The organism is Amazonocrinis nigriterrae CENA67, assembly GCF_016056305.1.
GTDB lineage: Bacteria > Cyanobacteriota > Cyanobacteriia > Cyanobacteriales > Nostocaceae > Amazonocrinis > Amazonocrinis nigriterrae.
Genome location: NZ_JAECZC010000019.1, coordinates 23,459 through 48,864 on the forward strand (window position 1 = coordinate 23,459; position 25,406 = coordinate 48,864).

Consider the following 25,406-nt stretch of genomic DNA (forward strand, 5'->3'; position numbering starts at 1 on the left):
ACCCTGTCTGAAACTGCTTGGCGTTTAAATCTTTAAATGCATTTTAGCTAATGGATTTCACAGCAAGTATTTAATCAACAGAGGAGAAAAATCATGCAAATTGGTGTATTTGGTCTTGGGCGCATGGGTGCTAACATAGTTAGACGCTTAATGCGCGCTCAACATGAGTGTGTAGTCTTCAACCGCACCCCCGACAAAGTTCGACAGCTAGAAGGCGAAGGTGCCATAGCAGCCGCCTCACTCGCTCAATTTGTACATCTACTGGCAAAACCAAGAGTAGTTTGGGTGATGTTACCTGCTGGGGATGTAACTGAGCAAGCGATCGCGGCTTTGGCCGAAAAGCTGGAACCAGGTGATATAGTCATCGATGGTGGCAATTCCTACTATAAAGATGATGTCCGTCGTGCTAAATTAATCAACGCCAAAGGTATCAACTACATTGATGTCGGTACCAGTGGTGGGGTATGGGGGTTAGAGCGGGGTTACTGCCTGATGATTGGCGGCAAACCAGAGATTGTCAACTACCTCGATCCCATTTTCAAATCTCTTGCTCCCGGAATAGGAGATATTCCCAAGACACCCGGAAGAGAACACCTCAGCAGCACTGCCGAAATGGGCTATTTGCACTGTGGTTCTCATGGAGCAGGACATTTCGTCAAAATGGTGCATAATGGCGTTGAATATGCGCTAATGCAGGCATATGCCGAAGGGTTTGACATTTTCCGCAGTGCCAACTCTCAGGAACTGACTGAAGATTATCGTTATGACCTCAATATGGCAGACATTTCTGAAGTCTGGCGGCGGGGTAGTGTAGTGGGGTCTTGGCTGCTAGACTTGACCGCAATGGCACTGGCAGAGAATCCTACACTTTCTAACTACAGTGGGTATGTGCAGGACTCAGGCGAAGGACGCTGGACAATTATGGCGGCCATTGAAGAAGCCGTCCCTGCTGATGTACTATCGGCTGCTCTATATACTCGTTTCCGCTCCCGACAAGAGCATACTTTTGCAGAGAAAATTTTGTCTGCCATGCGCTACAAGTTTGGCGGACATGTTGAGCAACACAGCTAAATACTGATAGGGCTTACGCATACTCTACGAATTCTTGGCGCTCTTGGCGTTCTTGGTGAACCAGCGCTGTAGGCGGGTTTCCCGCCGTAGGCGACTGGTGTTACCAAGAGCGGTAGCGAGAAGCGCGAGCGTCACCCGGAGGGCGGTTCGTTAAATCAAGGTTTTTGGTAATTTTTGCGTAAGTCCTAACTGATATAGCCGTAGCCACATCAGTGAAAACAGTGCTAATTACTCAAAGCTTTGAAGTAACTGGCTTTTTACTCAGCACTCAGCACTTTGCTATAAAATTATGACTTTTGCAAAAGCAAATAATCTGAATCAATTGCTAGACCAACCAGCAAATCCCTGTGTGGTAGTGATTTTCGGTGCAGCTGGAGACTTAACTAAGCGCAAACTGATCCCTGCCCTCTACAACTTGGCACGCAGTAACTTGCTGCCTGAAGAGTTTGCCATAGTAGGGGTTACTCGTGCCCCCATGAGCAGCGAAGATTTTCGTATCCAAATGAGTCGGGATATCGAAAAATTCTCCACTAACGACGTTGACCCCCAACTGTGGCAGTGGTTTGAGAAGCGGCTGTATTACCTAGCAGGTGATTTTCAGGACACCGACACCTACAGTCGGCTCAAAGAGTTACTCATGCAGGTTGATCAGGAGCGTGACACCCAAGGCAACTATCTTTACTATTTAGCAACTGCACCTCAATTCTTCTGTGACATCATCTGGCAACTAGGCTCTGTTGGACTTGCCCAAGAAGATGGTTACTGGCGGCGTGTGATTATTGAAAAGCCTTTTGGACAGGATTTAGAATCTGCTCGCGCACTGAACAAAAACATTAGCACAATTCTCAAAGAAAGTCAAATATACCGGATTGATCACTACCTGGGTAAGGAGACAGTACAGAACATTTTGGTCTTCCGCTTCGGCAACGGACTGTTTGAACCGATTTGGAATCACCATTATATCGATCATGTACAGATTACAGCTGCTGAGACTGTTGGGGTAGAAGGCAGAGGTGGCTACTATGAAGGAGCGGGGGCAATCCGCGACATGGTTCAAAACCATCTATTCCAACTACTGGCGCTGGTGGCAATGGAGCCGCCTGTTTCCTTTGAAGCAGATGCAGTGCGGGATGAAAAGTCAAAAGTACTCAAGGCAATTCAACCCCTGACACCCCAGGATGTGCTAACTCATACTGTTCGCGGGCAGTACGGCGAAGGCATAGTCAAGGGACAACATATACCTAATTACCGTTCGGAACCTCGCGTTGCTCCTGACTCTGGGACGGAAACCTTTACTGCTTTGAAGTTGACGATTGATAACTGGCGTTGGGCGGATGTACCTTTTTACTTACGTACAGGTAAATCTTTAGCACAGCGTGTCACTGAAATTACCATCCAATTTAAGCGAGTACCAACCTTGCTTTTTAACAAAACCTCCATTGACCAGCTAGTTCCTAACTTTTTGGTAATTCGTATCCAGCCCAACGAGGGAATTAGTTTACAATTTGGGGCGAAAGTTCCTGGCCCAACGGTGCGAATGGGGGCGGTGGATATGGATTTTGCTTACACTGACTACTTTAATAGTGCGCCCAGTACAGGCTATGAAACCTTACTCTATGACTGCATGATTGGTGATGCGACTCTGTTTCAGAGGGCAGATAATGTGGAATTGGGTTGGAAAGTCGTCAGTCCGATTCTAGATGTCTGGAAAGCTTTGCCACCACGTAACTTTCCCAACTATGCCGCAGGCACTTGGGGGCCGAAAGAAGCAGATGAGTTATTGCAGCATGATGGTCGGCAGTGGAGAACAAGTGCCGATTTGAGTGCCCCAGTCAAGGATTGAGTGAATGCGATCGCCTAAAAAATAAGAGTGACAGTATTATGAATCAAACGATTGAGTTCAAACAATCTCAAATTTCTTTGCTCGTTGCCGATGTAGACGGCACTTTGGTTACTCGTGAGAAGATATTGACAAATCGCACCCGTACAGCTGTCCAAAAGCTGAATGAGGCTGGTATTATCTTCACCATCACTAGTGGTCGCCCGCCTTTGGGCATGAAGATGATTGTCGATGCACTGAATTTAACTGCCCCGATCGCTGGCTTTAATGGTGCAGTGTTCTTTAATTCTGACTTCTCCATTATTGATCAGAATGTACTGACTCAAGCGATCGCTCAGCAGGTGGTTGAAATCATCACTGATCACGGTCTCGATGTTTGGATCTATCAAGGCAACGATTGGTTTGTACGTGAACGGCATGGTTCTCATGTTGACCGCGAAGAAAAGACAGTGCAATTCTCACCAACCGTTGTATCCAACTTTGACGGACTGCTAAACAACGTTGCCAAAATAGTCGGCGTCAGTGATGACACAGAAGCAGTAGCACGCTGCGAGGCTGATGTGCAGCAAAAGTTCAGTGGACAAGTCTGCTGTCAGACCGGCACGAGTTCCCGTGATGGTGAGCAAGTCTCTGCTGCACGTTCCCAGCCCTACTATTTAGATGTCACCCACCCTCGCGCTAACAAAGGAGCGGTGATACAGCGCCTCTCTGAACTCCTGACAATTCCTACTCACGAGATTGCCACCATTGGGGATATGCCTAACGATGTACCAATGTTTGAACAAAGCGGTCTGAGCATTGCTATGGGCAACGCCAGTGTGCAGGTGCAGCGCCAGGCCCAGTATGTCACAACTTCCTATGAAGAGGAAGGATTTGCCAATGCAGTGGAACGGTTCATTTTGGGTGGTAACGGCTCAAAGCCAGTACTCGATCAAAGCTTAAGGCAATCAGCAGCTACTAGTTAAATGCTACTAGTTAAATCCAGACCAACCTTTGAGGGGAAAAATTGTCCTTACTGCTCTGATAGAATGCTGCAACATATTCGGAATAACCATATTTACTGGTTCTGCCGCAGATGTTGGCAGGAAATGCCGTTGCTAGATGTAAAAACCCATAAATCATTCTCAGCTTCTCTTGTCAGTAGGTCATTAATTAAAAGAAAAAACTGATTGATTTATTTTGGAGAATTAAAATGACCCAACAAGTTAAAGAAATTCTTAGTTGGTATGGCAGCGATAATCCAGGAACCCTAACTAACCTGGCACGACTACTCAATCATGGTAAGTTAGCAGGCACTGGTAAACTAGTTATCCTGCCCGTAGATCAAGGGTTTGAACACGGCCCTGCCCGTAGTTTTGCTGCTAACCCAGTTGCTTACAATCCTCATTATCATTTTGAGTTAGCAATTGAATCAGGCTGCAATGCCTATGCAGCACCTTTAGGATTCCTAGAAGCAGGTGCAAGAGAGTTCGCGGGTGACATTCCCCTGATTTTGAAAGTTAACGACCATGATGTACTGGTAGATGAAAAAGATCCCAGCCAAGCCTTGACTGGGAGTGTTCAAGATGCTTTAAGACTGGGTTGCGTGGGAATTGGTTTCACTATCTATCCTGGCTCAACTCATCGATTAGAGTTGTATGAACAAATTCGCGCTTACGCTGAAGAGGCAAAACGCCAAGGCTTAGTAGTGATTATTTGGTCTTACCCGCGTGGCTTTGGTTTGAGCAAATTGGGAGAAACTGCAATTGATGTGACGAGCTATGCTGCTCACATTGCTGCCCAACTTGGTGCCCACATTATTAAGGTGAAGCTACCAAGTGCCCATATTGAGCAAGAGGCAGCTCGTAAGGTCTATGAAAAAGAGCAAATTCCAATTGCCACTCTAGATGAGCGAGTACGGCATGTTGTGCAATGTACGTTTAATGGTCGGCGGATCGTGATTTTTTCAGGTGGCCCTACTGAAAGTGATGATGTGTTACTTGATGAAATTCGTGCCATCCACAAGGGTGGCGGATTCGGCTCTATCATCGGGCGCAATTCATTCCAACGTTTTAAACCAGATGCACTACGGCTACTGAATACAATTATGGATATTTACTCTGATGAATTAGCTCCAATTCCCAGCCAATTACTCGCCTAGTAGTCTGGCAAGACATCTAGTAGTCCACCAAGGGAAGTCTGCATGGTGAGCAGGGAGGCAGGAGGGGAAAGAGGGTTGTTAATTTAGGACTTACACACTCTTAAGGGAAGAACGAACCACAGAGGAGGCAGAGGACACGGAGGAATAAGGGTTTGAGAGTTTTTTTGCGTAAGTCCTATAATTGTTACTTCTTCTCTCCCCGTGCTACCTCTGCTTCCCCTGCTCAAAGTTGAATTTGAGTTTACCCAGCAAAATTAATGAGACAGACCATTAGTTCTATTAACGGCGTAACACTTTTAACCCGACGTTTGGGAACATACCTGCAACAACAGCCATCTGCACCCAAATAGTTGCCAAAGACTCTAAAGTGCGTGCTATTACCAGTGGCCCAGCATCCACAGCTTCGTACCCGCTTTCTTTGATTAGCCCCGCAGTCACCTGTTTTGCTTGTTCATCATCACCACAGTAGAAAACACTGGGCTGTTCAGAACCGAACTGCCGTGATTCAGATTGCAATATCTCTGCAAATGTCAGGTTGAACGCTTCCACGACTTTGGCTGATGGAGCCAACTGAGCAATTGTTTCCGCAGCAGAAATTTCCGAGAATGCTTGTAAACCTGTGGTCAGTCCCTTAAAGTCCGGTTTCAGAGGGCTGACACATGTGATCAATACTTTGTCATCGAGTGGCCCGGCAGCATTGAGTGCGTCTTTGAGCGCTACCCAAGGTACTGCAAGAAAAATTACTTCTCCAAACTGTGCTGCTTCAGCAGGTGTACCAACTAAAGCACTTGGAGCAATGGAATCAATAACAGCACGGAGATTGTTTGGATCACGCGAGTAGCTGAATAGCACTTTGTGACCATTTTTGCTCCAGATGCTTCCCAAGGCTTTGCCCATATTTCCCGAACCAATAATTCCAATATTCATAAAATTTAATTTTTAATCCTAATTTTGACTACTTCTCCAATACCAGCATATGAGCCGTAGTTTGAAATATAGATGTCTCCATCTGTACTAATTGTCATAGCGGTTGGGAAAACCAGTCCATCGCTTACCAGAGTCTTACGTTGCCCAGAAGGTGATAGATAGATCAGCGCTCCGGTGGGATCACCTGATAACAGAGAGTGGGAGGCGTATTCGAGAACATATAGACCACCGTCAGGGGCGGCAGCCATATCTATGATTTGGGTGAAACCGTCAGCATAGACTTGTGGCACTTGCCCTGGTATGAAACGGAAGATACGTGCAACACCTTCTAAGAAAGGAAATCCAGATAATTCGCCTATATAGTAGGCTTTGTCTGAACCAAGTGTGATACTTGTGGGTACTGTTTGTACGGGAGTTTCTACGTCAGGAAAGTAACGCTGATGAAAAACTTCCTCTGTGGAGATTTTGCCATCTTTATTCACCCGTAGAAGATCGTTAGCACCTCCATCAACAACCAAAGTGTCATTACCCTCGACTAAGATAGAGTAGGGATCACTAACGAGATCGTCATAAGGTGGATTTTTTTGTAATTCATACTCTCCGAAGTCAGCGATTTTTTTGATCGACACGACTTTACCCTTTGGGGTTAAATTGATCTTCAGAAGTGACGCTAGATTTTCACCAGTGTAACCGAGGTTGCTTTTATAAAATGGATTAGTGGCATAACCAAGGATGATATAAGCATCTCCCTTTCGATCAAATGCTATGTCGGCAGCACCAAAAGTTTGGCTGCTACCATTGACAGACGGCACTAGCTGAGTTCCTTCGGGATCTACTGTTGTGGATGGTAAATCGGTGATGATACGTTCTTGCACTCCTTTATAAACGCGAGTCACTGAACCATTCAAGCCAAAATTTAAAATCACGCCCGGCGCTGGCCCTGGAATTTGTGTTCCTTGCCCATTGACACCAGCCTCTGTAATATAAAGTGCGCTGTCAGAACCAAAGGCAAGCCCCCGTGGATTATTTAGGTTTTTAGCAACTATACTCATCTTGACTTGTGAGTTGCTAGATGCAAAGCTTTCCTGTGCATTTACAGTTGGTATTAGTACCCTCGAAACCAGCATAGGTACTAGGACTGTTAAACCTAGAGACAGTAAAGATATCAACAATAATTTGAATTTGCTAGTTGTTCTTTCAAGCAAATGATACCAATTCAACATCTTCTTGTTCTTTTTAAGGTGGAAAAAATTCTAGATTCAGGACTTATGAAACAACCTCTCATGACTCAGAACTTAATAGCACTCTTATGAAGCACAAATCCACTGTGTTGATGGCTTTTGGGTGTAGGGTGAGTGGATGTAGTAAACAATAAAGAAAAATAAAAATAAGTGCAAAGATCAATAAATCTTTGACTCAATAAACTTTGCACCCCACACCTTACACCCAGTCTAGACAAAGGTTTCAACTTTTATTTGTGCGATTTAAATCAAAACTCTCTTTGCATTCTTGAACTTTTAACTTTATAAATCAAGCAAATAGTGGACTAATATCCATATAAATTCCTAGTTCTTGGATTAAGTTACCTTTAAATTGAAAGAAATCCATCACAGGAAGTGTCACGGCAGTGCCATCAAGACGGTAGTAAGTGACTTCCATGTCCAGGAACACTACATCTCCAAACTCCCACTCTCGTTTGATGTCGTGATATATACTCTTTACCTGTTGGCAAAAATTCACTAAAGAGTCCTTAATGGCGTTGTGACCAACCAAAGTATCGAAGTTACCAAACCGAAATTGTGCGCTTTCGGTAAGGAATGTCACATATCTTTCTGAGGACTGGATGGGAGTATTTGGCCCAGATTCCAGCACTTCAAACAGGTTTTTGATTATTTGTGTTTTAGTTGATGTACCAGCTAAATTGGACATTGAAATTCTCATAATTAAGATGTAAATTTAAGTTGCCTATTTTTCGCAAATTTAACAAGTCAAGTTCATTATTTTAAGGAAAACTTATGCCTTTGTTCAAAAAAATACTTAAACTTCATATTTTATTTAGTAATTTTACTGAGAAAATTAGCTGATATTAAAGTAATTTTTATATTACTCTACAGATAGAAATACAAAAAAGGCTGAAGGCAGAAAGGTAAAAATTGAGATAAGGCTTGAACCCCATCTTCCAGCTACCAAATCAGAGATTTTAGTGTCAGATTTAAACCCTTGTTTCCTGCTTTATCAGAGGCTATGCGAATGATCGCCAGAAGTTAAACTCTATAAAATAACCAAGTAAAAATTGCTACTAGCACTAATACTTACTAACTTCAGTCTCATCACACTGAAGAAATATTTTATTTAGATTGTAGTCTTTTTGAGATTCATGTTTTCTCGGCATTATGTAGCATAAATGCAAGAAAACTTAAACATTATTTAAAAACTTTGTAATAAAACATCATAACTTTATTCTTAAAATACAGAACTTTACTGGTGATTATTTCTCAGAATAGACAAACTAAATCTATCTTCTCACCGATGAGAATTACCACAAAATTGAATAAAGACGTATCATCAACTCACAAAACATTAGCCGACCTAGGATTCGTCTTGCTTGTTACATATCGCACAACAAAGTTACAGAGTCTACAAAAATATAACCATGAGGTAAGTTCATGGATTTACACTTACGTGATAAACGAGTTCTTATTACTGGTAGTAGTAGTGGACTTGGTGCAGCGATTGCTAAAGCTTTAGCAAAAGAGGGTGCGATCACTATTATACACGGACGCAGAGAAGAGCAAGCCAGTAAAGTGGCTCAAGAGATTAATCAAGATGGTGGCAAAGCTTTTGTTGTTACTGGAGATTTGACAACAAATGAAGGTGCAAATCAAGTTGTTGAAAAAGTACTATCAACTCTTGATGGTGTGGAAATTTTAGTCAATAATGCTGGCTCATACGAAGACCGAAGCTGGACTACTAGCCAACCAGAGGGATGGGCTGAAGTCTATAACGCCAACGTGATTTCTATGGTGAGATTAATTCAGCTTCTTGTACCCCAAATGAAGCACCTAGGTTGGGGACGTATTATCCAGATTGCTAGTGGTTTAGCCACTCAACCCAATGCTTCCTTGCCTGACTATCAAGCTACAAAAGCTGCAGTTTTAAATATGACTGTGAGTCTTGCAAAAGAGTTATTCCAAACAGGCATTACAGTCAACACGGTGAGTCCTGGTCTAATTGCAACTGAAGGAGCAAAGAATATTTTTCATCAAATTGCTCTTCACAAAGGATGGGGTAAAGATTGGGCAGAGATTGAAAAGCACGCCATGCAAGAGTATTGGCCTAACCCAACTGGTCGTCTAGGACGACCAGAGGAAATAGCAAATATGATTGCATACTTAGCTAGTCCGCTGGCAGACTACATTAACGGTGCAAATATTCGGGTGGATGGTGGAGGCGTGGGAGCAATTAACTAATTTGCTCACCTCATATTTCTGACACAAGTGTAGAAATGACAGTGGTTGTATCAATCAGAGCAACCAAAAAATTCAAGAAGCTGCAAAAAGTATAACCAGAGTCTGATTCACAAGACATCAACGCACTTTTATACAAAGGTACAACCATGACAAGTTATTTGGCAGATACCAAAACGGCTCTCGAAGCAAAATTTACCCATAAATATGCTTTTGTTAACGGCATACGTCTGCACTACGTAATAGGTGGGCAAGGCGATGCAATAGTTTTGTTGCATGGTTGGCCACATACTTGGTATCAGTGGCATAAAGTGATGCCAGCCTTGGCAGAACACTATACAGTGATTGCGGTTGACATCCGTGGTTTTGGTGACTCTTCCAAGCCGGCTGTAGGCTATGATAGCCGCACCGAAGCTGAAGATATTTACCAGTTAGTTCATTCTCTAGGTTTTGAGCGGGTTTTCTTAGTTGGGTCTGATTGGGGTGCGCCAGTCAACTATGCCTATGCGGCAGCTCATCCAGAAGATGTACGTAGATTTGTTAACCTGGATGCAACACTTCCAGGGTTTGGCTGGGAAGACCTAGCGGGATATTCCTCTGAAACCTCACGCCAAGGAGGCGGAATTTGGCATTTTAACTTTAATGCTGTACCTGACCTGCCAGAGGCACTGATTGCAGGTAGAGAACGCATATTCATTTCCTATTTTTTCAATAGATATTCTTACAACCCCTCTGGAATCTCTGAGGCTGAAATAGACGAGTATGTTCGTTGGTATTCTGCACCAGGAGCAGTACGCGCTTCTTTGGGACTTTACCGGGCTATTCACGAGTCGGTGGAACAAAATAAGCAAAATGCCAAAACAAAACTTCAAATACCTGTTCTAGTTCTTGGTGGCTCTCATGGTTTAGCCGATCGCCCAATTAAGGCGATGCAGGCAGTTGCTGTTGATGTTCGCGGTACAGTTATTCAAGGTTGCGGACATTTTATTCCAGAAGAACAGCCAGAGTTCCTAATTGAACAGCTACTCCAATTCTTTGGTGAGGATTATAAATCCTAATTCTAGTAGTTCACCAAGGTAACTCTGCGTGGTGGTGAGCGCTTGGAGGCTGGGGGGGGAAAGAGAATTGTTATATCAAGTTCGGCTAATTACTTATGATATAGTCGGTTTGCCTGGTAATAGGTAATGGGTAATGAGTGATGGGTGATGGGTAATAAGTGATGACTAATAGTAAGATCCAATTCCCAATTCCCAATTACCCACCTTCGCAGATATCATAATTGTTTAAACGGACATGATATTAATTGTTACTTCTTCGCTTTCCCTGCTTACCTTCACCTAGCAATGCAAGGGTTGCTTGAGTACTAGCTCTGTTACCTCTGTACAAAGCATTAATCATAGGACTTACGCAAAAGTCACGTAAGAACATAGACGCGCAAGTGGTGAGTCAGCGCTGTCTTGGGGGTTCTCACCATGAGCGACTGGTATTAGCGAGCTTGCGATCGTCACCCAAACGACTTCCCGCAGGGTGCTACAAAGGACGCGAAGTACACAAACAAAAGAGGGTTTGAGACAGTTATTGCGTAAGTCCCAGATTATTTAGCTTCAGACGGAATTGATTACAACTATCCGCGCAATCAACTGAAGAAGGAAATAGTTTCTCTTATGAACAGTCAGCTTTCTCTCTCCAACGGGAAACAGAATATCAAGCCCGAACTATCTGTTTCAAATAACAGCGTTTTTAGTCAAACTTCAGACCAGACAAGTAATATTTCACAGAGACTACCAGGAACAGCATCAGAGATTGTAACGCGCTTATTTGCTAGAGGCGAAGCATTTGACTCGGAAGGATTTATTGAATTTTTTACTGATACACCAGTGTATCAATTTGGCAACTATGCACCATGTTTCACTAAAGCTGCTATCAAGCAATCTGTGGATGCCTTTTTCAGTCAAGTTTCTGCCTTGTACCATGAAATTAAGATGACGTGGGAAGTTGGTGAGGTAGTATTCGTTGAAATGGATGTGATTTACTGGCGCAAGGATGGCTCTGTAGTTACACTTCCTTGCTGCGATATTTTCAGGTTAGAGGGCGACAAATTCGCAGAATTGCGGATTTTTATGGATGCAAATCCTGTATCTAACCAAACGATTCCTGTTTCCAACACATCTTCCGTATTCACAATCAGCCAAGGACATAGAATAACTCCAGTAGGCATCATGAAAAATTACTTCAGCGAACATGATGAAGGGAAACAACGTGTAGCAGCAGGATTTGTCCCCAAATGGTCTGAAGAATTGTCTAAATGGTCGCTTATTAAGATATGACCTTCCGAACTTATAAAAAGGCATAAAGTGTAACTTATGTACACGCACGGAAGAAAAGAGGGTTGTCGCATTAGTTTAGATTACACCTACAAGAGTATGCAAATTGCATACCTGGAGAACGAGTTACTGCGGGTCGGAATACTACTGGAAAAAGGTGCAGACATCTTTGACTTCACCTACAAGCCTTACAACTTGGATTTCATGTGGCAATCACCGATTCCTATGCGACGCCCCTTTGTTGCAACTAGTGCGCTACCCGAAGGAGCTTTCCATGATCACTACTACGGTGGTTGGCAGGAGATACTACCATCAGCAGGATGGGCGGCAGAACCCTACATGGGCACTTCTCAAGGTTTGCATGGTGAATTAGCACTCCTCCCTTTTGAGGCTACTATCTCTGAAGATACCCAAGAACAAGTCACTTTATACACACGTGTACGTCTTTACCGTTCACCGTTAATACTTGAACGCACGATGTCACTCAAACGTGGTATTGCTGGTTTGTTTATTCATGAACGTCTTGTCAACGAATCAATGGGTGAATTCGCCATCATGTGGGGTCATCATCCTGCTATTGGAGAGCCATTCCTGGATGATAGTTGCGTGGTTCAGACCCCAGCTTCCAAAGTTGAAGTGATGGCTTACCATAAAAATGGTCTGTGGGAACCAGGAGGAGATTATGATTTCCCTAAAGTCAAAAACCGACGTACCGGAGTCATACAAGATATTACCTCTATACTCTCTAGGGAAACTCAATCGGTTGATGTCGTCTTTTTCAAAGAATTAACTGAAGGTTGGTACGGTTTAACTAATCAAAGGAAAGGTGTAGGCTTTGGGATGGTTTGGGACAAAGATCTGTTTAAATATCTTTGGATGTGGCAGGTCTACGGTGGACATACTGACTATCCTTGGTATGGGCGTACATATAATTGCGCTCTTGAGCCATTCACTAGTTTTCCCCCTTCCGGAATCAAGAATGCTGTTAAAAACGGTACAGCGTTGACAATGAAACCAGGCGAAGTCATTGAAACGGAATTAGTTGCTGTTGCTTACCAAGGAGAAGGTGTAAAACGTATTACTCCTGATGGAGTTGTGGAGCAATAGTACAGTAAAGTGCTGAGGAGCCAGTGCGAAGAACGCGCTTCGCTGACAGCTGCGCATCTAGCGTTGCTGAGTAAAAAGCCAATTACTTAAAAGCTAGTAGCAATCACCACTGTCATAACCTATATGACTACGGCTATAAGAGACTGTTGGTCAATTCACGATGGGTTGACGCTATTTCCACGGCCCCCAAAACCTTGATTTTTTTCAGATGCATAAGTCTTAGTCCTGAGAAGTTGTGAATTTAGTGAGGCTGAATCATGAAGCTAAAAGACAAAGTTGCCATTGTAACTGGTGGTTCAAAAGGCATTGGCTGGGGAGTTGCTACAGTTTTTGCCCAACAAGGAGCCAAAGTTAGTGTTGTGGCTCGTGATGCCAAAGCAGGTGAGCAAACAGCTGAAGAAATTCGCGACAAAGGCGGTGAAGCTATTTTCATCCCCTGCGATATTTCCAATGAAGAAGAAGTTAAAGCAATGGTCGCAACCACCATTGATGCTTTTGGGCAAATAGACATCTTAGTCAATAACGCAGGTGTTGGGGTTTACAAGTCAGTATTGGATACCACAAGCGAGGAATGGGATCGTTGTTTAGCTATTGACCTCAAAGGTGCATTTCTCTGCTCCAAATATACGATTCCTCATATGCAGGCGATCGGGAAAGGTGTGATTATCAATATGTCTTCAGTACACTCTCATGCCACAGTTAACAGTGTCGCACCATATGCAGCTTCTAAAGGTGGGATGACTGCCTTAACCCGTAACATGGCTATTGACTATGGCCCGACCATTCGGGTGAATGCAATTGCTCCTGGCTGGGTATGGACACCTCTGATTGAAAATCTCTTCAATAGCTATGACAACCCAGTTCACCAACGAGAACTAGTAGAAAAAAGGCAGGTGATGAAGCGCCTTGGTACTCCTGAAGATATTGGTAATGCTGCTGCTTTCCTTGCTAGTGACGAGGCATCTTTCATTACTGGTACGCAGTTATTTGTAGATGGTGGTCTAACATCTGTGCTTGAAGAATCTTGGTAAAGCAGAAAAACACAGATATGAACAGTAAAGTCAGACTGATCACCTCAAGATAACAAAAACAGCAAATTTGGAATAACTAATTGTCATGCTTACACTCAAAGATGCACAAAAAATAGTTGCTTCTGCCGAACAAAAAGCTATTGAAATTGGTCAGCCAATGAATATAGCAGTAGTAGATCATGGGGGAAACTTAATTACTCATGTGCGTATGGATGAAGCCTGGATTGGCAGTATTGACATTGCCATTAAGAAAGCTTACACTGCCCGCGCCTTCAATATCTCCACCAAAGAATTAGCAGCACACAGTCAATGTGGAGGAGAGTTTTTTGGGATTCATGCATCTAACAATGGCAAGGTGATGATTTTTGCTGGGGGGATTCCTCTCAAACAAAACGGTACAATTGTTGGAGCTATTGGCGTAAGTGGTGGTTCTGGTAAACAAGACCAAGAAGTTGCTGAAGCTGGGGTTGCAGGTTTGACAAACATTGAAGGAATCTTTCACTGCAACGTTAATTGTACTGATCTTGATCGCTCACTCACGTTCTATGAAATGCTTGGCTTCAAGGTGATAACTGACTTCAGCAAAGGAATGAGTAGTGCTGCTATGGCTAAGGCATTTGGATTGCCATATGCAGAACTTCGAGGAGTCCATTTGACATTAGAAAATGATCCAAAAGCAACTCGAATTGACCTGGTTGAGTTTCTTGACCCCAAAACAGAAGGACAACCTTATCCTAATTTAAACCATACTGGAGTGGCTCGCATCTGCCTTCGTACCAATGACATTCATCAGGTATACGAAAATTTAAAGGCACGGAGTGTAAATTTCTTGTCTGAGCCTCAAAAATTGCCTGGAACAGATGCTACTATTGTTTGCTTCACTGATCCAGATGGGAATGTACTCGAACTGCTAGAGGGAGCCATATAAACCAATACAGTCCAGTTCGGACTAAAACTCTTTGTCAAAGTTAATTTTTGTAATGAACCGTTCCAGGCGCAGAGGAGGACACTTGCGTGCGGGGGTTCCTCCCCGTTGAGTAAAGTGTCTGTTCCACAGAGAGAAGGAAGAAATGCTTAACTGAACCGTATTGCCATACAAATATAGTTTGATTACCTCTTTGATGGTGGTCTTTAATTGGTAGTGGAAAGAGAGTTTTCCCAATTATCCTCGCACACCACACCCTTTGGATTGACGCGATCGCTAACTGGGATGCAAAAAAGCCAGATTTATCATGGGACTTCACTAACAGCCTTAACTTCAGCAATAACGTATAGATCTTTGCTGGTGAAAACGGGCTTGAAACGAAAGAATAATAACCATACCAATTCTGTTCTTGAATGCCGCATACCACAAAGACCAGAGGCGAAAAGTTAACTTTTTATTCTCTTTTCGCCTTTTCCATATTCCTCTTTGGAGTTCTCAAAGCGACATCAGCAAGGGGTGATTTTCAGGTATTAGCAGAGCAAAACCGTCGAACTCTCAGATTACATTTTGGTCAAAATTTGCCAGTAGGTTTAGAACTATTACAGACAACTGTCAAGCAAATTTTGAACTAAGTTTTAGGTTAAACAAGTTTTTTTATAGCTTTAGTAGCAGTTGGTTCCATGAGTATCAAACTTTAGTAGTTGAGAGGAAAAAGTAATCATGGCTAATATTGCTCAAACTGTCACTATCACAGACATTAAGGTAGGTCTTGATAAAGCGATTCAATTAGTATTAAACGAGAACAGAGGCGTTTTAGAAAAAATTAGCTACTTAGCAATTGCAGAACTTGGGCAAGCAATTATGAATGCCCAAAGAATCTTTGTGGCTGGCGAAGGTCGCAGTGGCTTAGTGATTCGGATGTTTGCCATGCGGTTGATGCATTTAGGTCGTCAGGTCTATGTAGTGGGTGAAACAATTACTCCGGCAATTCAGCAAGGAGATTTACTGATTGATTTTTCTGGTTCGGGAAGCACAGAACATGTTTTAGAAATTGCTCACAAAGCGAAAGAATTTGGTGCATATATTGCTAGTGTCACAACCCAAGCAGACTCTCCTTTAGCTAAGATTGCAGATTTTCTCATCATAATTGAAGCTGCAGCTAAACAAGACCATAGTCATCAACAGTCACAACAATTTAGTGGTTCTTTATTCGAGCAATCATCCTTGCTACTATTTGATGCCTTGTTTCATGTTCTGTCTGAAAATTCCAGCAAAAGTTCTGAAAATCTTTGGTCTTTACACGCCAATCTTGAGTAACTAAATTAAGGTTTTACTAGATTGTAGTAGAGTACAAAGTTACCACAAACATGAGGTGTTTTTATGAAGTTACAAGTTTCTGTAGATTTGTTGTCATTAGAACAGGCAATGAACTTACTCCAAGAAGTTTCTCCTTATGTTGATATCATTGAGGCAGGTACCCCTCTAATCAAGCAAGAGGGACTGAAAGTTTTAACAACCTTCAAACAATATTTTCCCGATAAGCTAATTTTTGCAGATATGAAGACGATGGATGCTGGAGGCTTAGAAGCTGAGATGGCATTCAAAGCAGGAGCGGACTTTACAACAGTCTTAGCTGTATCGAATGACAGTACGATTGAGGGTGCCGTAACTGCTGCTCGTAAATACGGAAAGTATGTCACTGCTGATTTGATTTCTGTTTCAGATCGTGTGTCACGTGCGCGTACATTAGAAAACCTAGGAGTTAATTACCTAGAACTACACTGCGGATTGGACGAACAGGCTAATCATTTGTGTACTTCTACCGCAGATGAACTCACGGCTCTACGAAATGCAGTCTCAATTTCTCTTTCGGCTGCTGGGGGCATTAATGAGAAAACAATTCAGGAAGTAGAAGCAGCAGGAGCTGATGTAGCAGCAGTTGGTGCTGCTATCTACAGTGCTAATTCTCCTGCAGAAGCTGCCCGTCGTTTACGGGAAAAGATTAATTCACAAGGATAACAACTTCTGACACCAGTGTAGAAATGACGGTGGTTGTATTAATCAAAGCAACTAAAAACTCAACAAGCAGCAAAAACTATAATCAGAAACCATGACAAGTTATTTGGCAGATACCAAAACGGCTCTCGAAGCAAAATTTACCCATAAATATGCTTTTGTTAACGGCATACGTCTGCACTACGTAATAGGTGGGCAAGGCGATGCAATAGTTTTGTTGCATGGTTGGCCACATACTTGGTATCAGTGGCATAAAGTGATGCCAGCCTTGGCAGAACACTATACAGTGATTGCGGTTGACATCCGTGGTTTTGGTGACTCTTCCAAGCCGGCTGTAGGCTATGATAGCCGCACCGAAGCTGAAGATATTTACCAGTTAGTTCATTCTCTAGGTTTTGAGCGGGTTTTCTTAGTTGGGTCTGATTGGGGTGCGCCAGTCAACTATGCCTATGCGGCAGCTCATCCAGAAGATGTACGTAGATTTGTTAACCTGGATGCAACACTTCCAGGGTTTGGCTGGGAAGACCTAGCGGGATATTCCTCTGAAACCTCACGCCAAGGAGGCGGAATTTGGCATTTTAACTTTAATGCTGTACCTGACCTGCCAGAGGCACTGATTGCAGGTAGAGAACGCATATTCATTTCCTATTTTTTCAATAGATATTCTTACAACCCCTCTGGAATCTCTGAGGCTGAAATAGACGAGTATGTTCGTTGGTATTCTGCACCAGGAGCAGTACGCGCTTCTTTGGGACTTTACCGGGCTATTCACGAGTCGGTGGAACAAAATAAGCAAAATGCCAAAACAAAACTTCAAATACCTGTTCTAGTTCTTGGTGGCTCTCATGGTTTAGCCGATCGCCCAATTAAGGCGATGCAGGCAGTTGCTGTTGATGTTCGCGGTACAGTTATTCAAGGTTGCGGACATTTTATTCCAGAAGAACAGCCAGAGTTCCTAATTGAACAGCTACTCCAATTCTTTGGTGAGGATTATAAATCCTAATTCTAGTAGTTCACCAAGGTAACTCTGCGTGGTGGTGAGCGCTTGGAGGCTGGGGGGGGAAAGAGAATTGTTATATCAAGTTCGGCTAATTACTTATGATATAGTCGGTTTGCCTGGTAATAGGTAATGGGTAATAAGTGATGAGTGATGGGTAATGGGTAATAAGTGATGACTAATAGTAAGATCCAATTCCCAATTCCCAATTACCCACCTTCGCAGATATCATAATTGTTTAAAGGGACATGATATTAATTGTTACTTCTTCGCTCCCCCTGCTTACCTTCACCTAGCAATGCAAGGGTTGCTTGAGTACTAGCTCTGTTACCTCTGTACAAAGCATTCATAATTGAGCTTGCAGTCAAGGTTCATAAACTACTTGTGAACAAATACTGGCAAGTGTTACGTATACTTGCCAGCAGTTTACATTTTGAAAAATCCTAGCAGAGAAAGGAGAAATACATTGGTAATTAAAACTAATCCGGTAGTGTCACCAACAGGCGAAGGTCTTGTTTACTCAGTTGTGGGAGACACATACACTTTTAAAGCAGTTAGTGAAGATACTGGCGGAGCTTACTCAACATTTGAGTTTTATATTCCATCCGGTCATGGTTCTCCACCTCACATTCATCATCGGGAAGACGAGACATTCTATATCCTAGAGGGGGAGTTATTGTTCCAGGTTGGAGATCAAAAGATAGTCTTATCGGCGGGTAGCTTTGTTCATGCACCTAAAGGTATTCCTCATTCCTTTACAAATGTTGGTACAACACCAGCAAGAACTTTCACAACAGCTATTCCTGCTGGGCTGGAAAACTTTTTTGAGGAAGTAGGTTATTTAGTGAAAGACAAAGATACACCCGTACCAATCGCCCTCGAAGACCAAATCAAAAAAATGCGTGAAGTTGGGCCAAAATATGGTGTTGAAATACTATAGTTCTCGCACTTGATATAACAAATATGGTAACTCCAAGAAATAAATTATCCTGGTTGAAGTTGTTGACTGATAACTGATAACTGCAAGCAGTGGAATATTTTTTTACTTGGAAGTTTCTATAAGATTAGTATCCCCGATTTTTTGAAGTAAGATGCTAAGGATTTCCCAAGCCCTGATTTTTTCGTTGGTCATTTTCATGAATTCATAACTAAGTTGTGGAAAAAAGCCACGCTGTTTCGTGGTTTGAGGACTTACTGTCAAAATTCAGGCAGGCTGCTTCAGCACGCTAAATAAGATTTTTAAGGGATTTCCAGAAAGTAAAAGCAAGAGCCGTCGCTTTCGCCCCTTCGGGGCGAAAGCGCCTCAGTCCTTGGGTTGAGCCAAAATATATTTGATACGGCTGGGCATTTTATTACTTGTAGGTGTCTAACCAGAGTAGTGTTGAATCAAGGAGATCTGCTATGAAAGCAGTAACAAAAAAAGCCAATTATGCAATCCGAGATCAAAATGGCAAACTAGCTTTTTATGTTCTCTTGTGGAAAAGAAAAGGTATTTCTTTAGAGCTTTTTGACGATTACTGGAGAAATGTGCATGGGCCTCTGTGCGCGCGATTACCAGGTCAGCACCAATACTGGCAATTTCACCTAGATCATAATCAAGAGGGTAGTTTGTGGCCAAGGGTTCCAGGGATTGATTACACATATCAGACAGAAGATCAATTTGATGGCATTGCAGAATTAACCTTTGAAACCGAAAGCGATCGCCAAGCCTTTTTTCAATCGTCAGATCCTCTGATGGCTGACGAACACAACCTATTCAGCAAAGCAGTTGGCTATAATACCAACTATGGTAATTCCCAAACCTTCATTGATGGCATCCCCACAGGGGAACCAAACGGTAAGGTGGATGGGTTGAAATTCCATGTCATGCTGAAAAAAGCTGATGGCGTGGATGTAAGAGCCTTTCGCGAACATTTGACAGATTACTTTGCTCCTGCGATCGTCCAAAGTAATGCAGTCCTCAAGTTCCGATTGCATTTGTTTGATGAAATAGACAATTCCCGCCCAGATGTTGCTGGGGTGTCTCATTGGGAACCACCAGAGAAGCAGTATCAAGCGGCGTTTGAAATTGCCTTTGCCAATCCTCTAGAAATGGAAGCATTCTTTGCTTCCCCAGAATATGCTGCTGCTTTCAAAAACTTAGCTAAATATGTAAAGCAGATTTTACCATTGCGAGAACGCAGTGCTTACACCTTTGTACATAACGGCAAATTGACCCTAGCAGGTCAGTGGAGTTCTAATGTTGCAGATTTGATCGTGAAAGTAGGAGCAACTAATCAATTAAATTCAGATACAGTTTCTCTAATGAACGGTAAAGAAACTGTTAAGCCAGGGTTAGGTCATTATCTGCAAGGAGTGCAACACGTTGGAGTTACAGTTCAAGATATGGAACAATCCCTCGAGTTTTACACAGAGGTATTAGGAGGGAAGATAGTTGTTGCAGAAAATAATCTCATGGGTGATGGGATACAAAACACTCTCTTTCAAAAAGAGGAGTTGGATGCATTAACCCAAGGAGTTAACCCCAAAACTTTTGGTATCCCTAATCTTAGAGATGCTAAAGAAGCCTTAGATATTAAATTCATCTCCTTTGGTAATACCTGTATTGAACTCATTTATTTTCGAGATGCAGCAACACAAAATCCCCATCATTCAGCTGTTGAGCGCATTCCTTCCCATGTTGGTCATGTGAATGCTATGCACATCTCTTTTCATGTAAAAGATGATGTGGATTTAAATTTTTTTGCCAAACTCTTAGAAGAAGAGTGCCAAATACGCGGCATAAAAAATGTTGTTTTTAATCGCGTAATTAGAGTAAAATCTGAAGAAGAAAGAAGAAAAGTTGCACTAAAATATAATTCTTCTAAATTTTGGGATGAACCAGATTCATTAAATGCAAATAATCAACCGGAGTCAGAATTTGGTGAATTAGAAGGTTGGGCATTGTTCTACTGTAAAGGGCCAAATGGAGAACAATTAGAATTCAACCAAGCCACTCGCACAGTTAAAAAACATTTTGTGAAAGCACAGAAGGAATATAGTATGGCAACTAATACACATTTCGCTGTTTTAAATTCTAAATCTTTTCAACAAATAGAAACATCAGAAAGAGTTTATGCCACACATAGCAGTTCTATCAATGCATCGTTATCAACTGTTTGGAATGTGTTACTAGATACCATTGAAAATCCAGGGCGCTACAATCCAGAAGCCTACAATTGTAAAATTCTGGAGAGATATCATAATGGCATACTGCGTCAAATTAAAGTTCTCAACATGACAGTTGAGGAAAAAATAACTTGGAATGAAAAAACTGGAAAAATCCGACACACCTTAGTGAATAATCCTTTTTTCATTGGTCAAGGAACTAATAAAGTTATCCGCCCTACTAGTAACAATCCTCATGAACCTCTAGTAATTAGCTATACCTGGGATTGGGAAGCTTACAATGAAGAGGGCCGAAAAGTTGCTCAAAAAATTCAAGAAAGCATTGCCGAAGCAGTTAAGCAAATTGTGCTGAATTTAAAAAGTATTTCTGAACAGCAGGAAAATAGAGTACAAAGTACAATTTTTAATGGCAAAATAGGAGCTAATTACAAAAAATCTACTGCTGAAAAATTTCCCGGTACGACAACAGACTTGGTTAAGCGCTTATTCTCTAGAGGTGAGGCATTTGATTCGGAAGGATTCATAAACTTCTTTACTGACACACCAGTTTATCAGTTCGGCAATTTTGATGTGTGTTTAGATAAAGCAGCAATCAAGAAATCTGCGGATGCTTTCTTTAGTGGTATCTCTGCTGTCTACCATGACATCAAAATGATCTGGGAAGTTGGTGACGTAGTGTTTGTAGAAATGGATGTTACCTACTGGCGTAAAGATGGCTCAGTTGTGACACTTCCTTGTTCCGATATCTTCCGCGTAGAAGGTGATAAATTCTCAGAACTGCGGATTTTTATGGATGTGAATCCTGTATTTGATCCTACAATTAACGTTCCCAATTCAGCCACTGTGTTCACTGTCAGTGAAGGTAAAAAACTGATTCCACCGAACACTATGAAAAATCACTTCGCTGAACATCCTGAAGGTAGACAAAGAGTACAAACTGGATTTGCTCCTAAATGGTCAACAGCCAACCCACCTAAGTGGTCAATAGGTAGGTAAACATAATTATACAATGTCATTGCGAATGGAGCGAAGCAAAATGTAGACGTAAAACTCGCAATGACTGTCAAGATTTTTGTGAATTTACTTAGGTATAAGTGATTTTATTCACTATTAATGTCAGGTGATGCGATCGCAAACTGCTAAGAAAAGCCATAAGCAAGCTAGCACTACAATTTAAATGTAGGGAAGCCAGTGCGTTGCAGAGGTTCCCTCTAAAGCAACTGGCGTTGCGTTGTCGCCAAGGGCCGCACCGACAATAAGAGACTTCCAAGTAAAAAAATATTTTCAGCCTGAAATTTATATTTCTTTATATACATTGTCCCTTTTATTTAGGTAACACTTGATATTTCCAGGAGATTAACTATGGCAAAGGTCAATTATTCAGCACATGCTCAAGATGCGACAACAGTATTATATATACTGATTAAAAAGAGAGAAGACATAGATTTGCAAACATTCTATAGTTATTGGAAAAATGTTCATGGCCCTGTAAGTGCAAGAATACCAGGTCAATACCAGTATTGGCAGTATCACTTGACCCATAATAGGGATAATATTTGGTCAAGTGTTGATAGCATAGAATACACAATTCCAAAAGAAGATCAATTAGATGGAATAGCAGAATTGACGTTTTTATCAGAAGGTGACTTACAAACTTGGATTAATAGTGCTGCTATTCTCGACTCTGACCAGCAGAATTTTGTTAGCCAAGCTATTATATACGGAACGAATAATAGTAACTCTAAAACCTATGTTGACAGCATAGAAAATACTTATCCAATAGGCAATTTAGATGTCATCAAATTTCATGTTATGGTCAAAAAGGCAAATACTATCACTGTTGAACAGTTTCGGGAATATATGGTAGATAGATTTGCTGAATCTGTTGTCAAAAGTGATTTAGTTATTAAGTTTAGACTACATCTACTTGAGGAGCATGATAATTCACTTCCACCAGCACCTGGAGTTTCTCATTACGAACCATTAGAAAAGCAATATCAAGCAGCGTTTGAAATTGCTTTTAAAAATCGGACAGATATGAAAACTTTCTTGAATTCAGAACCGTATACTTCTTTAGTAAAAGACCAGGGTAAGTACATAAAGCAATTTGCTTCTTTTTTAGAAGAGGGTACTTACACTTTAGTTCATAACGGTAAGTTAACCCTAGCCGGACAAAGAACTTCCACAGTAGCAGAACTGATCACAAACCTAGGTGCAACCAATCAAACACAGGACAACATACTCAATCTTATCCTTGGCAAGGAGCAATCGACGCTTGTTGTTTAACACTGAAACCACTTGTGTCTCAAAAATCTATTGCATCATTTTAGCCTGTTCGTGCCAGTAGGGTTTATGGATGTTAGTCCTAACCCACCGAAAATCAGTCATAGTGAAGCAACACTCTTGCTAGGGTTTCCCACCCCACCTGCAGACGACTGCAACAAGCCGAAGGGTGCGGCGCTACGTGACAACACACCTTACTAACTAGCTCACTATTGACAGCCTCAACTAAAAATTGATGACACTGGTGTAAGTCCTGAATTATTTATGAACAATAAGAATCCAGGTATATTGAAAATATCTGGATTCTGAAACTTTCAATTTTCTCAACTCCAATAGGATTGCTATATCTAAAATCTCATCAATCCCATATTGTCAATCCCTCATGTTGAAAAAAACTGTAGGCTACTTCTTAGGCATTATCTCCAGTATTGCCATTACTACCCCCGCATTAGGAGCAGATCGTATTGAATTCAATTATTCGCCTTTTGGTGAGTTTGATATTGCCACAAAAGATTTGGAATTATTTATTAATGAAGGCAAAATTTCCAAAGACTTTGCTTTTTATGCAAATCGTGCTAACCCAGAACAATTAGCACAAATGCGGGAGTTCCTCAGAACAAAATTTCAAGTTTCTCCAATTCTTGTGTCGCAGTTTACTTATTCTCCTATCGGGGAAGCAATGGTGCAACGCTTGGGTCAGTTTCTACAAACATCTAGTAAACAAAATGGTTTTTATGCCCTGCGTTCTGCACTAATATTATCAGCAGCTAGTCCAGAAGGATTGACTTTTGTTAATATCCTGAAAAGGTATCCTAGTCCCAGTATTCACCTGAATTTATCAGAAACTTTACAGACAATGGGACAGTTATCAGAATTGCTGCAAAAAAGAGATTTAGTTGTTTCCCAAATACAGGGAATAGCAAATCAACAAGCTGCTAATTTGCTGCCAGTGGATTTTGCCGAAAAACCAGATCTTCGCAAATCTGGTGAATTTAATATCGAAAAATTTACCTTAACTTTACATGACCATTCTCGCGATCAACAGTCAAGACCTGTTTTAGAACGTAAATATGATGTTGATGTTTACTTACCCCAACCAAAATTAGCAACAACATCATTACCTTACTCGGTAATTGTGATTTCTCACGGTTTAGCAGAAGACCGTAATAGCTTTGTTTATATAGCTCAACATTTGGCATCATACGGCTTTGTTGTTGCTGTTCCTGAACATCCTGTCACTGACTCCAAACAATTTCAACAATTTTTAGCAGGGTTTGCGAAGCCTCCCCAAGCTACCGAATTAATTGACCGTCCTTTGGATGTGAAATACCTCTTGGATGAACTCCAACATCTTTCTGAAACTGACTCCAGATTTAAAAATAAATTAAATCTGCAACAAGTTGGTTTAATTGGACATTCACTTGGTGGTTATACATCTTTAGCCTTGGCTGGAGGAACCTTTGATTTTGAAAAAATTCGCAAAGTTTGCAATCCTAATCGCTCTTTAAATCTCTCAATTTTTTTGCAATGTCGTGCTAACGATCTCAAACCTAGCAACTATCATATCAAAGACGATCGCATTAAAGCGATTATGGTTATGAATCCTTTAAATAGCACTTTGTTGGGCGAAAAAGGAATGAGTCAAATACAAGTTCCCGTGATGATGGTGGCTGGGAGTCAAGATATATTTACCCCCGCAGTTCCTGAACAAATTCGACCTTTTACCGAATTATCCAGCAAAGATAAATATTTGGCTCTCATAGAAAATGCTACTCATTTTTCTGTAGAATCCGACTCACCATTTAGCCCAAAAGCTATCCCTGTACCGCAAGGATTGCTGGGGCCGGATAGAAAAAGTGTCTATTCTTATATGAATGCTTTGAGTGTTGCCTTTTTCAAAACCCATCTTGATAATCAACAAGAATATCGTCCTTATCTAACTGCTTCCTACGGTCAATTTATCAGTCAAGCGCCTTTAAATTTGAGTCTCGTGAATTCTGCAAGTGGAGAAGTGATTTATCAACTGTTAAATAGGGTTTACTCAAATCTTGCATCTACCCAATTTACCGCCAAGAAATAAATTTCTTGGCTCAAAGCTGAAGTAAGCTTC

General features: G+C 41.7%; 21 protein-coding genes. 18 read left to right on the forward strand and 3 right to left on the reverse strand.

Features of this window, described 5'->3' with window-relative positions; genetic code table 11:
* Positions 1-54: 54 nt before the first annotated feature.
* From gnd to I8748_RS12750, 4 genes are all read left to right on the forward strand, one after another.
* Positions 55-1,071 (forward strand): phosphogluconate dehydrogenase (NAD(+)-dependent, decarboxylating), encoded by a 1,017-nt coding sequence (gene gnd, locus I8748_RS12735; protein WP_318781217.1) that lies wholly within the window; start codon positions 55-57, stop codon positions 1,069-1,071.
* Between the two features lie 289 nt (positions 1,072-1,360).
* Positions 1,361-2,914, forward strand: coding sequence for a glucose-6-phosphate dehydrogenase (gene zwf, locus I8748_RS12740; protein ID WP_198124950.1), 1,554 nt, complete (start codon positions 1,361-1,363; stop codon positions 2,912-2,914).
* Between the two features lie 38 nt (positions 2,915-2,952).
* On the forward strand, positions 2,953-3,876 hold the full coding sequence (locus I8748_RS12745) for a Cof-type HAD-IIB family hydrolase (RefSeq protein ID WP_198124951.1): 924 nt from the start codon (positions 2,953-2,955) through the stop codon (positions 3,874-3,876).
* Between the two features lie 227 nt (positions 3,877-4,103).
* Positions 4,104-5,051, forward strand: coding sequence for a class I fructose-bisphosphate aldolase (locus tag I8748_RS12750; protein WP_198124952.1), 948 nt, complete (start codon positions 4,104-4,106; stop codon positions 5,049-5,051).
* Positions 5,052-5,330: 279 nt separating this feature from the next.
* On the opposite strand, the gene I8748_RS12755 is transcribed toward I8748_RS12750, so the two are convergent.
* From I8748_RS12755 to I8748_RS12765, 3 genes are all read right to left on the reverse strand, one after another.
* Positions 5,331-5,978 carry an NADPH-dependent F420 reductase gene (locus I8748_RS12755; protein WP_198124953.1) on the reverse strand — a complete coding sequence of 216 codons (648 nt, stop codon included), beginning with the start codon at positions 5,976-5,978 and terminating at the stop codon, positions 5,331-5,333.
* A gap of 5 nt (positions 5,979-5,983) precedes the next feature.
* Positions 5,984-7,105 (reverse strand): ScyD/ScyE family protein, encoded by a 1,122-nt coding sequence (locus I8748_RS12760; RefSeq protein WP_198124954.1) that lies wholly within the window; start codon positions 7,103-7,105, stop codon positions 5,984-5,986.
* Positions 7,106-7,508: 403 nt separating this feature from the next.
* Entirely contained in the window at positions 7,509-7,907 is a 399-nt protein-coding gene (locus I8748_RS12765; RefSeq protein WP_198124955.1) for a nuclear transport factor 2 family protein, read from the reverse strand.
* Positions 7,908-8,644: 737 nt separating this feature from the next.
* On the opposite strand from I8748_RS12765, the gene I8748_RS12770 reads away from it, so the two are divergent.
* The 14 genes from I8748_RS12770 (at position 8,645) to I8748_RS12835 (ending at position 25,376) form a co-directional block, all read left to right on the forward strand.
* Positions 8,645-9,448 (forward strand): SDR family NAD(P)-dependent oxidoreductase, encoded by an 804-nt coding sequence (locus I8748_RS12770; RefSeq protein WP_198124956.1) that lies wholly within the window; start codon positions 8,645-8,647, stop codon positions 9,446-9,448.
* A gap of 146 nt (positions 9,449-9,594) precedes the next feature.
* Positions 9,595-10,503 carry an alpha/beta fold hydrolase gene (locus I8748_RS12775; RefSeq protein ID WP_198124957.1) on the forward strand — a complete coding sequence of 303 codons (909 nt, stop codon included), beginning with the start codon at positions 9,595-9,597 and terminating at the stop codon, positions 10,501-10,503.
* A 606-nt stretch (positions 10,504-11,109) separates the two neighbouring features.
* The gene (locus I8748_RS12780) at positions 11,110-11,772 is read left to right on the forward strand and encodes a nuclear transport factor 2 family protein (protein WP_198124958.1); all 663 of its coding nucleotides are present in this window, start codon (positions 11,110-11,112) and stop codon (positions 11,770-11,772) included.
* Positions 11,773-11,868: 96 nt separating this feature from the next.
* A complete protein-coding gene (locus I8748_RS12785) occupies positions 11,869-12,876 on the forward strand; it encodes an aldose 1-epimerase (RefSeq protein ID WP_198124959.1) in 1,008 nt (335 codons plus the stop codon).
* A gap of 257 nt (positions 12,877-13,133) precedes the next feature.
* Entirely contained in the window at positions 13,134-13,907 is a 774-nt protein-coding gene (locus tag I8748_RS12790) for an SDR family NAD(P)-dependent oxidoreductase (RefSeq protein WP_198124960.1), read from the forward strand.
* 85 nt (positions 13,908-13,992) lie between these two features.
* On the forward strand, positions 13,993-14,835 hold the full coding sequence (locus I8748_RS12795; protein ID WP_198124961.1) for a heme-binding protein: 843 nt from the start codon (positions 13,993-13,995) through the stop codon (positions 14,833-14,835).
* Between the two features lie 410 nt (positions 14,836-15,245).
* Positions 15,246-15,464, forward strand: coding sequence for a hypothetical protein (locus tag I8748_RS12800; protein ID WP_198124962.1), 219 nt, complete (start codon positions 15,246-15,248; stop codon positions 15,462-15,464).
* A gap of 88 nt (positions 15,465-15,552) precedes the next feature.
* The gene (hxlB, locus tag I8748_RS12805) at positions 15,553-16,149 is read left to right on the forward strand and encodes a 6-phospho-3-hexuloisomerase (protein ID WP_198124963.1); all 597 of its coding nucleotides are present in this window, start codon (positions 15,553-15,555) and stop codon (positions 16,147-16,149) included.
* Positions 16,150-16,212: 63 nt separating this feature from the next.
* Positions 16,213-16,851: a 3-hexulose-6-phosphate synthase gene (hxlA, locus tag I8748_RS12810; protein ID WP_198124964.1), complete on the forward strand. Its 639-nt coding sequence runs from the start codon at positions 16,213-16,215 to the stop codon at positions 16,849-16,851.
* 91 nt (positions 16,852-16,942) lie between these two features.
* Positions 16,943-17,851, forward strand: coding sequence for an alpha/beta fold hydrolase (locus I8748_RS12815; protein WP_198124957.1), 909 nt, complete (start codon positions 16,943-16,945; stop codon positions 17,849-17,851).
* 460 nt (positions 17,852-18,311) lie between these two features.
* Positions 18,312-18,785, forward strand: a complete 474-nt coding sequence (locus I8748_RS12820; RefSeq protein WP_198124965.1) for a quercetin 2,3-dioxygenase — start codon at positions 18,312-18,314, stop codon at positions 18,783-18,785.
* A 461-nt stretch (positions 18,786-19,246) separates the two neighbouring features.
* Positions 19,247-22,009, forward strand: a complete 2,763-nt coding sequence (locus I8748_RS12825) for an AtaL-like protein (protein ID WP_198124966.1) — start codon at positions 19,247-19,249, stop codon at positions 22,007-22,009.
* Between the two features lie 366 nt (positions 22,010-22,375).
* Positions 22,376-23,299, forward strand: a complete 924-nt coding sequence (locus I8748_RS12830) for an EthD domain-containing protein (RefSeq protein ID WP_198124967.1) — start codon at positions 22,376-22,378, stop codon at positions 23,297-23,299.
* Positions 23,300-23,678: 379 nt separating this feature from the next.
* Positions 23,679-25,376 carry an alpha/beta hydrolase gene (locus tag I8748_RS12835; RefSeq protein ID WP_198124968.1) on the forward strand — a complete coding sequence of 566 codons (1,698 nt, stop codon included), beginning with the start codon at positions 23,679-23,681 and terminating at the stop codon, positions 25,374-25,376.
* The last annotated feature ends 30 nt before the right edge of the window (positions 25,377-25,406 follow it).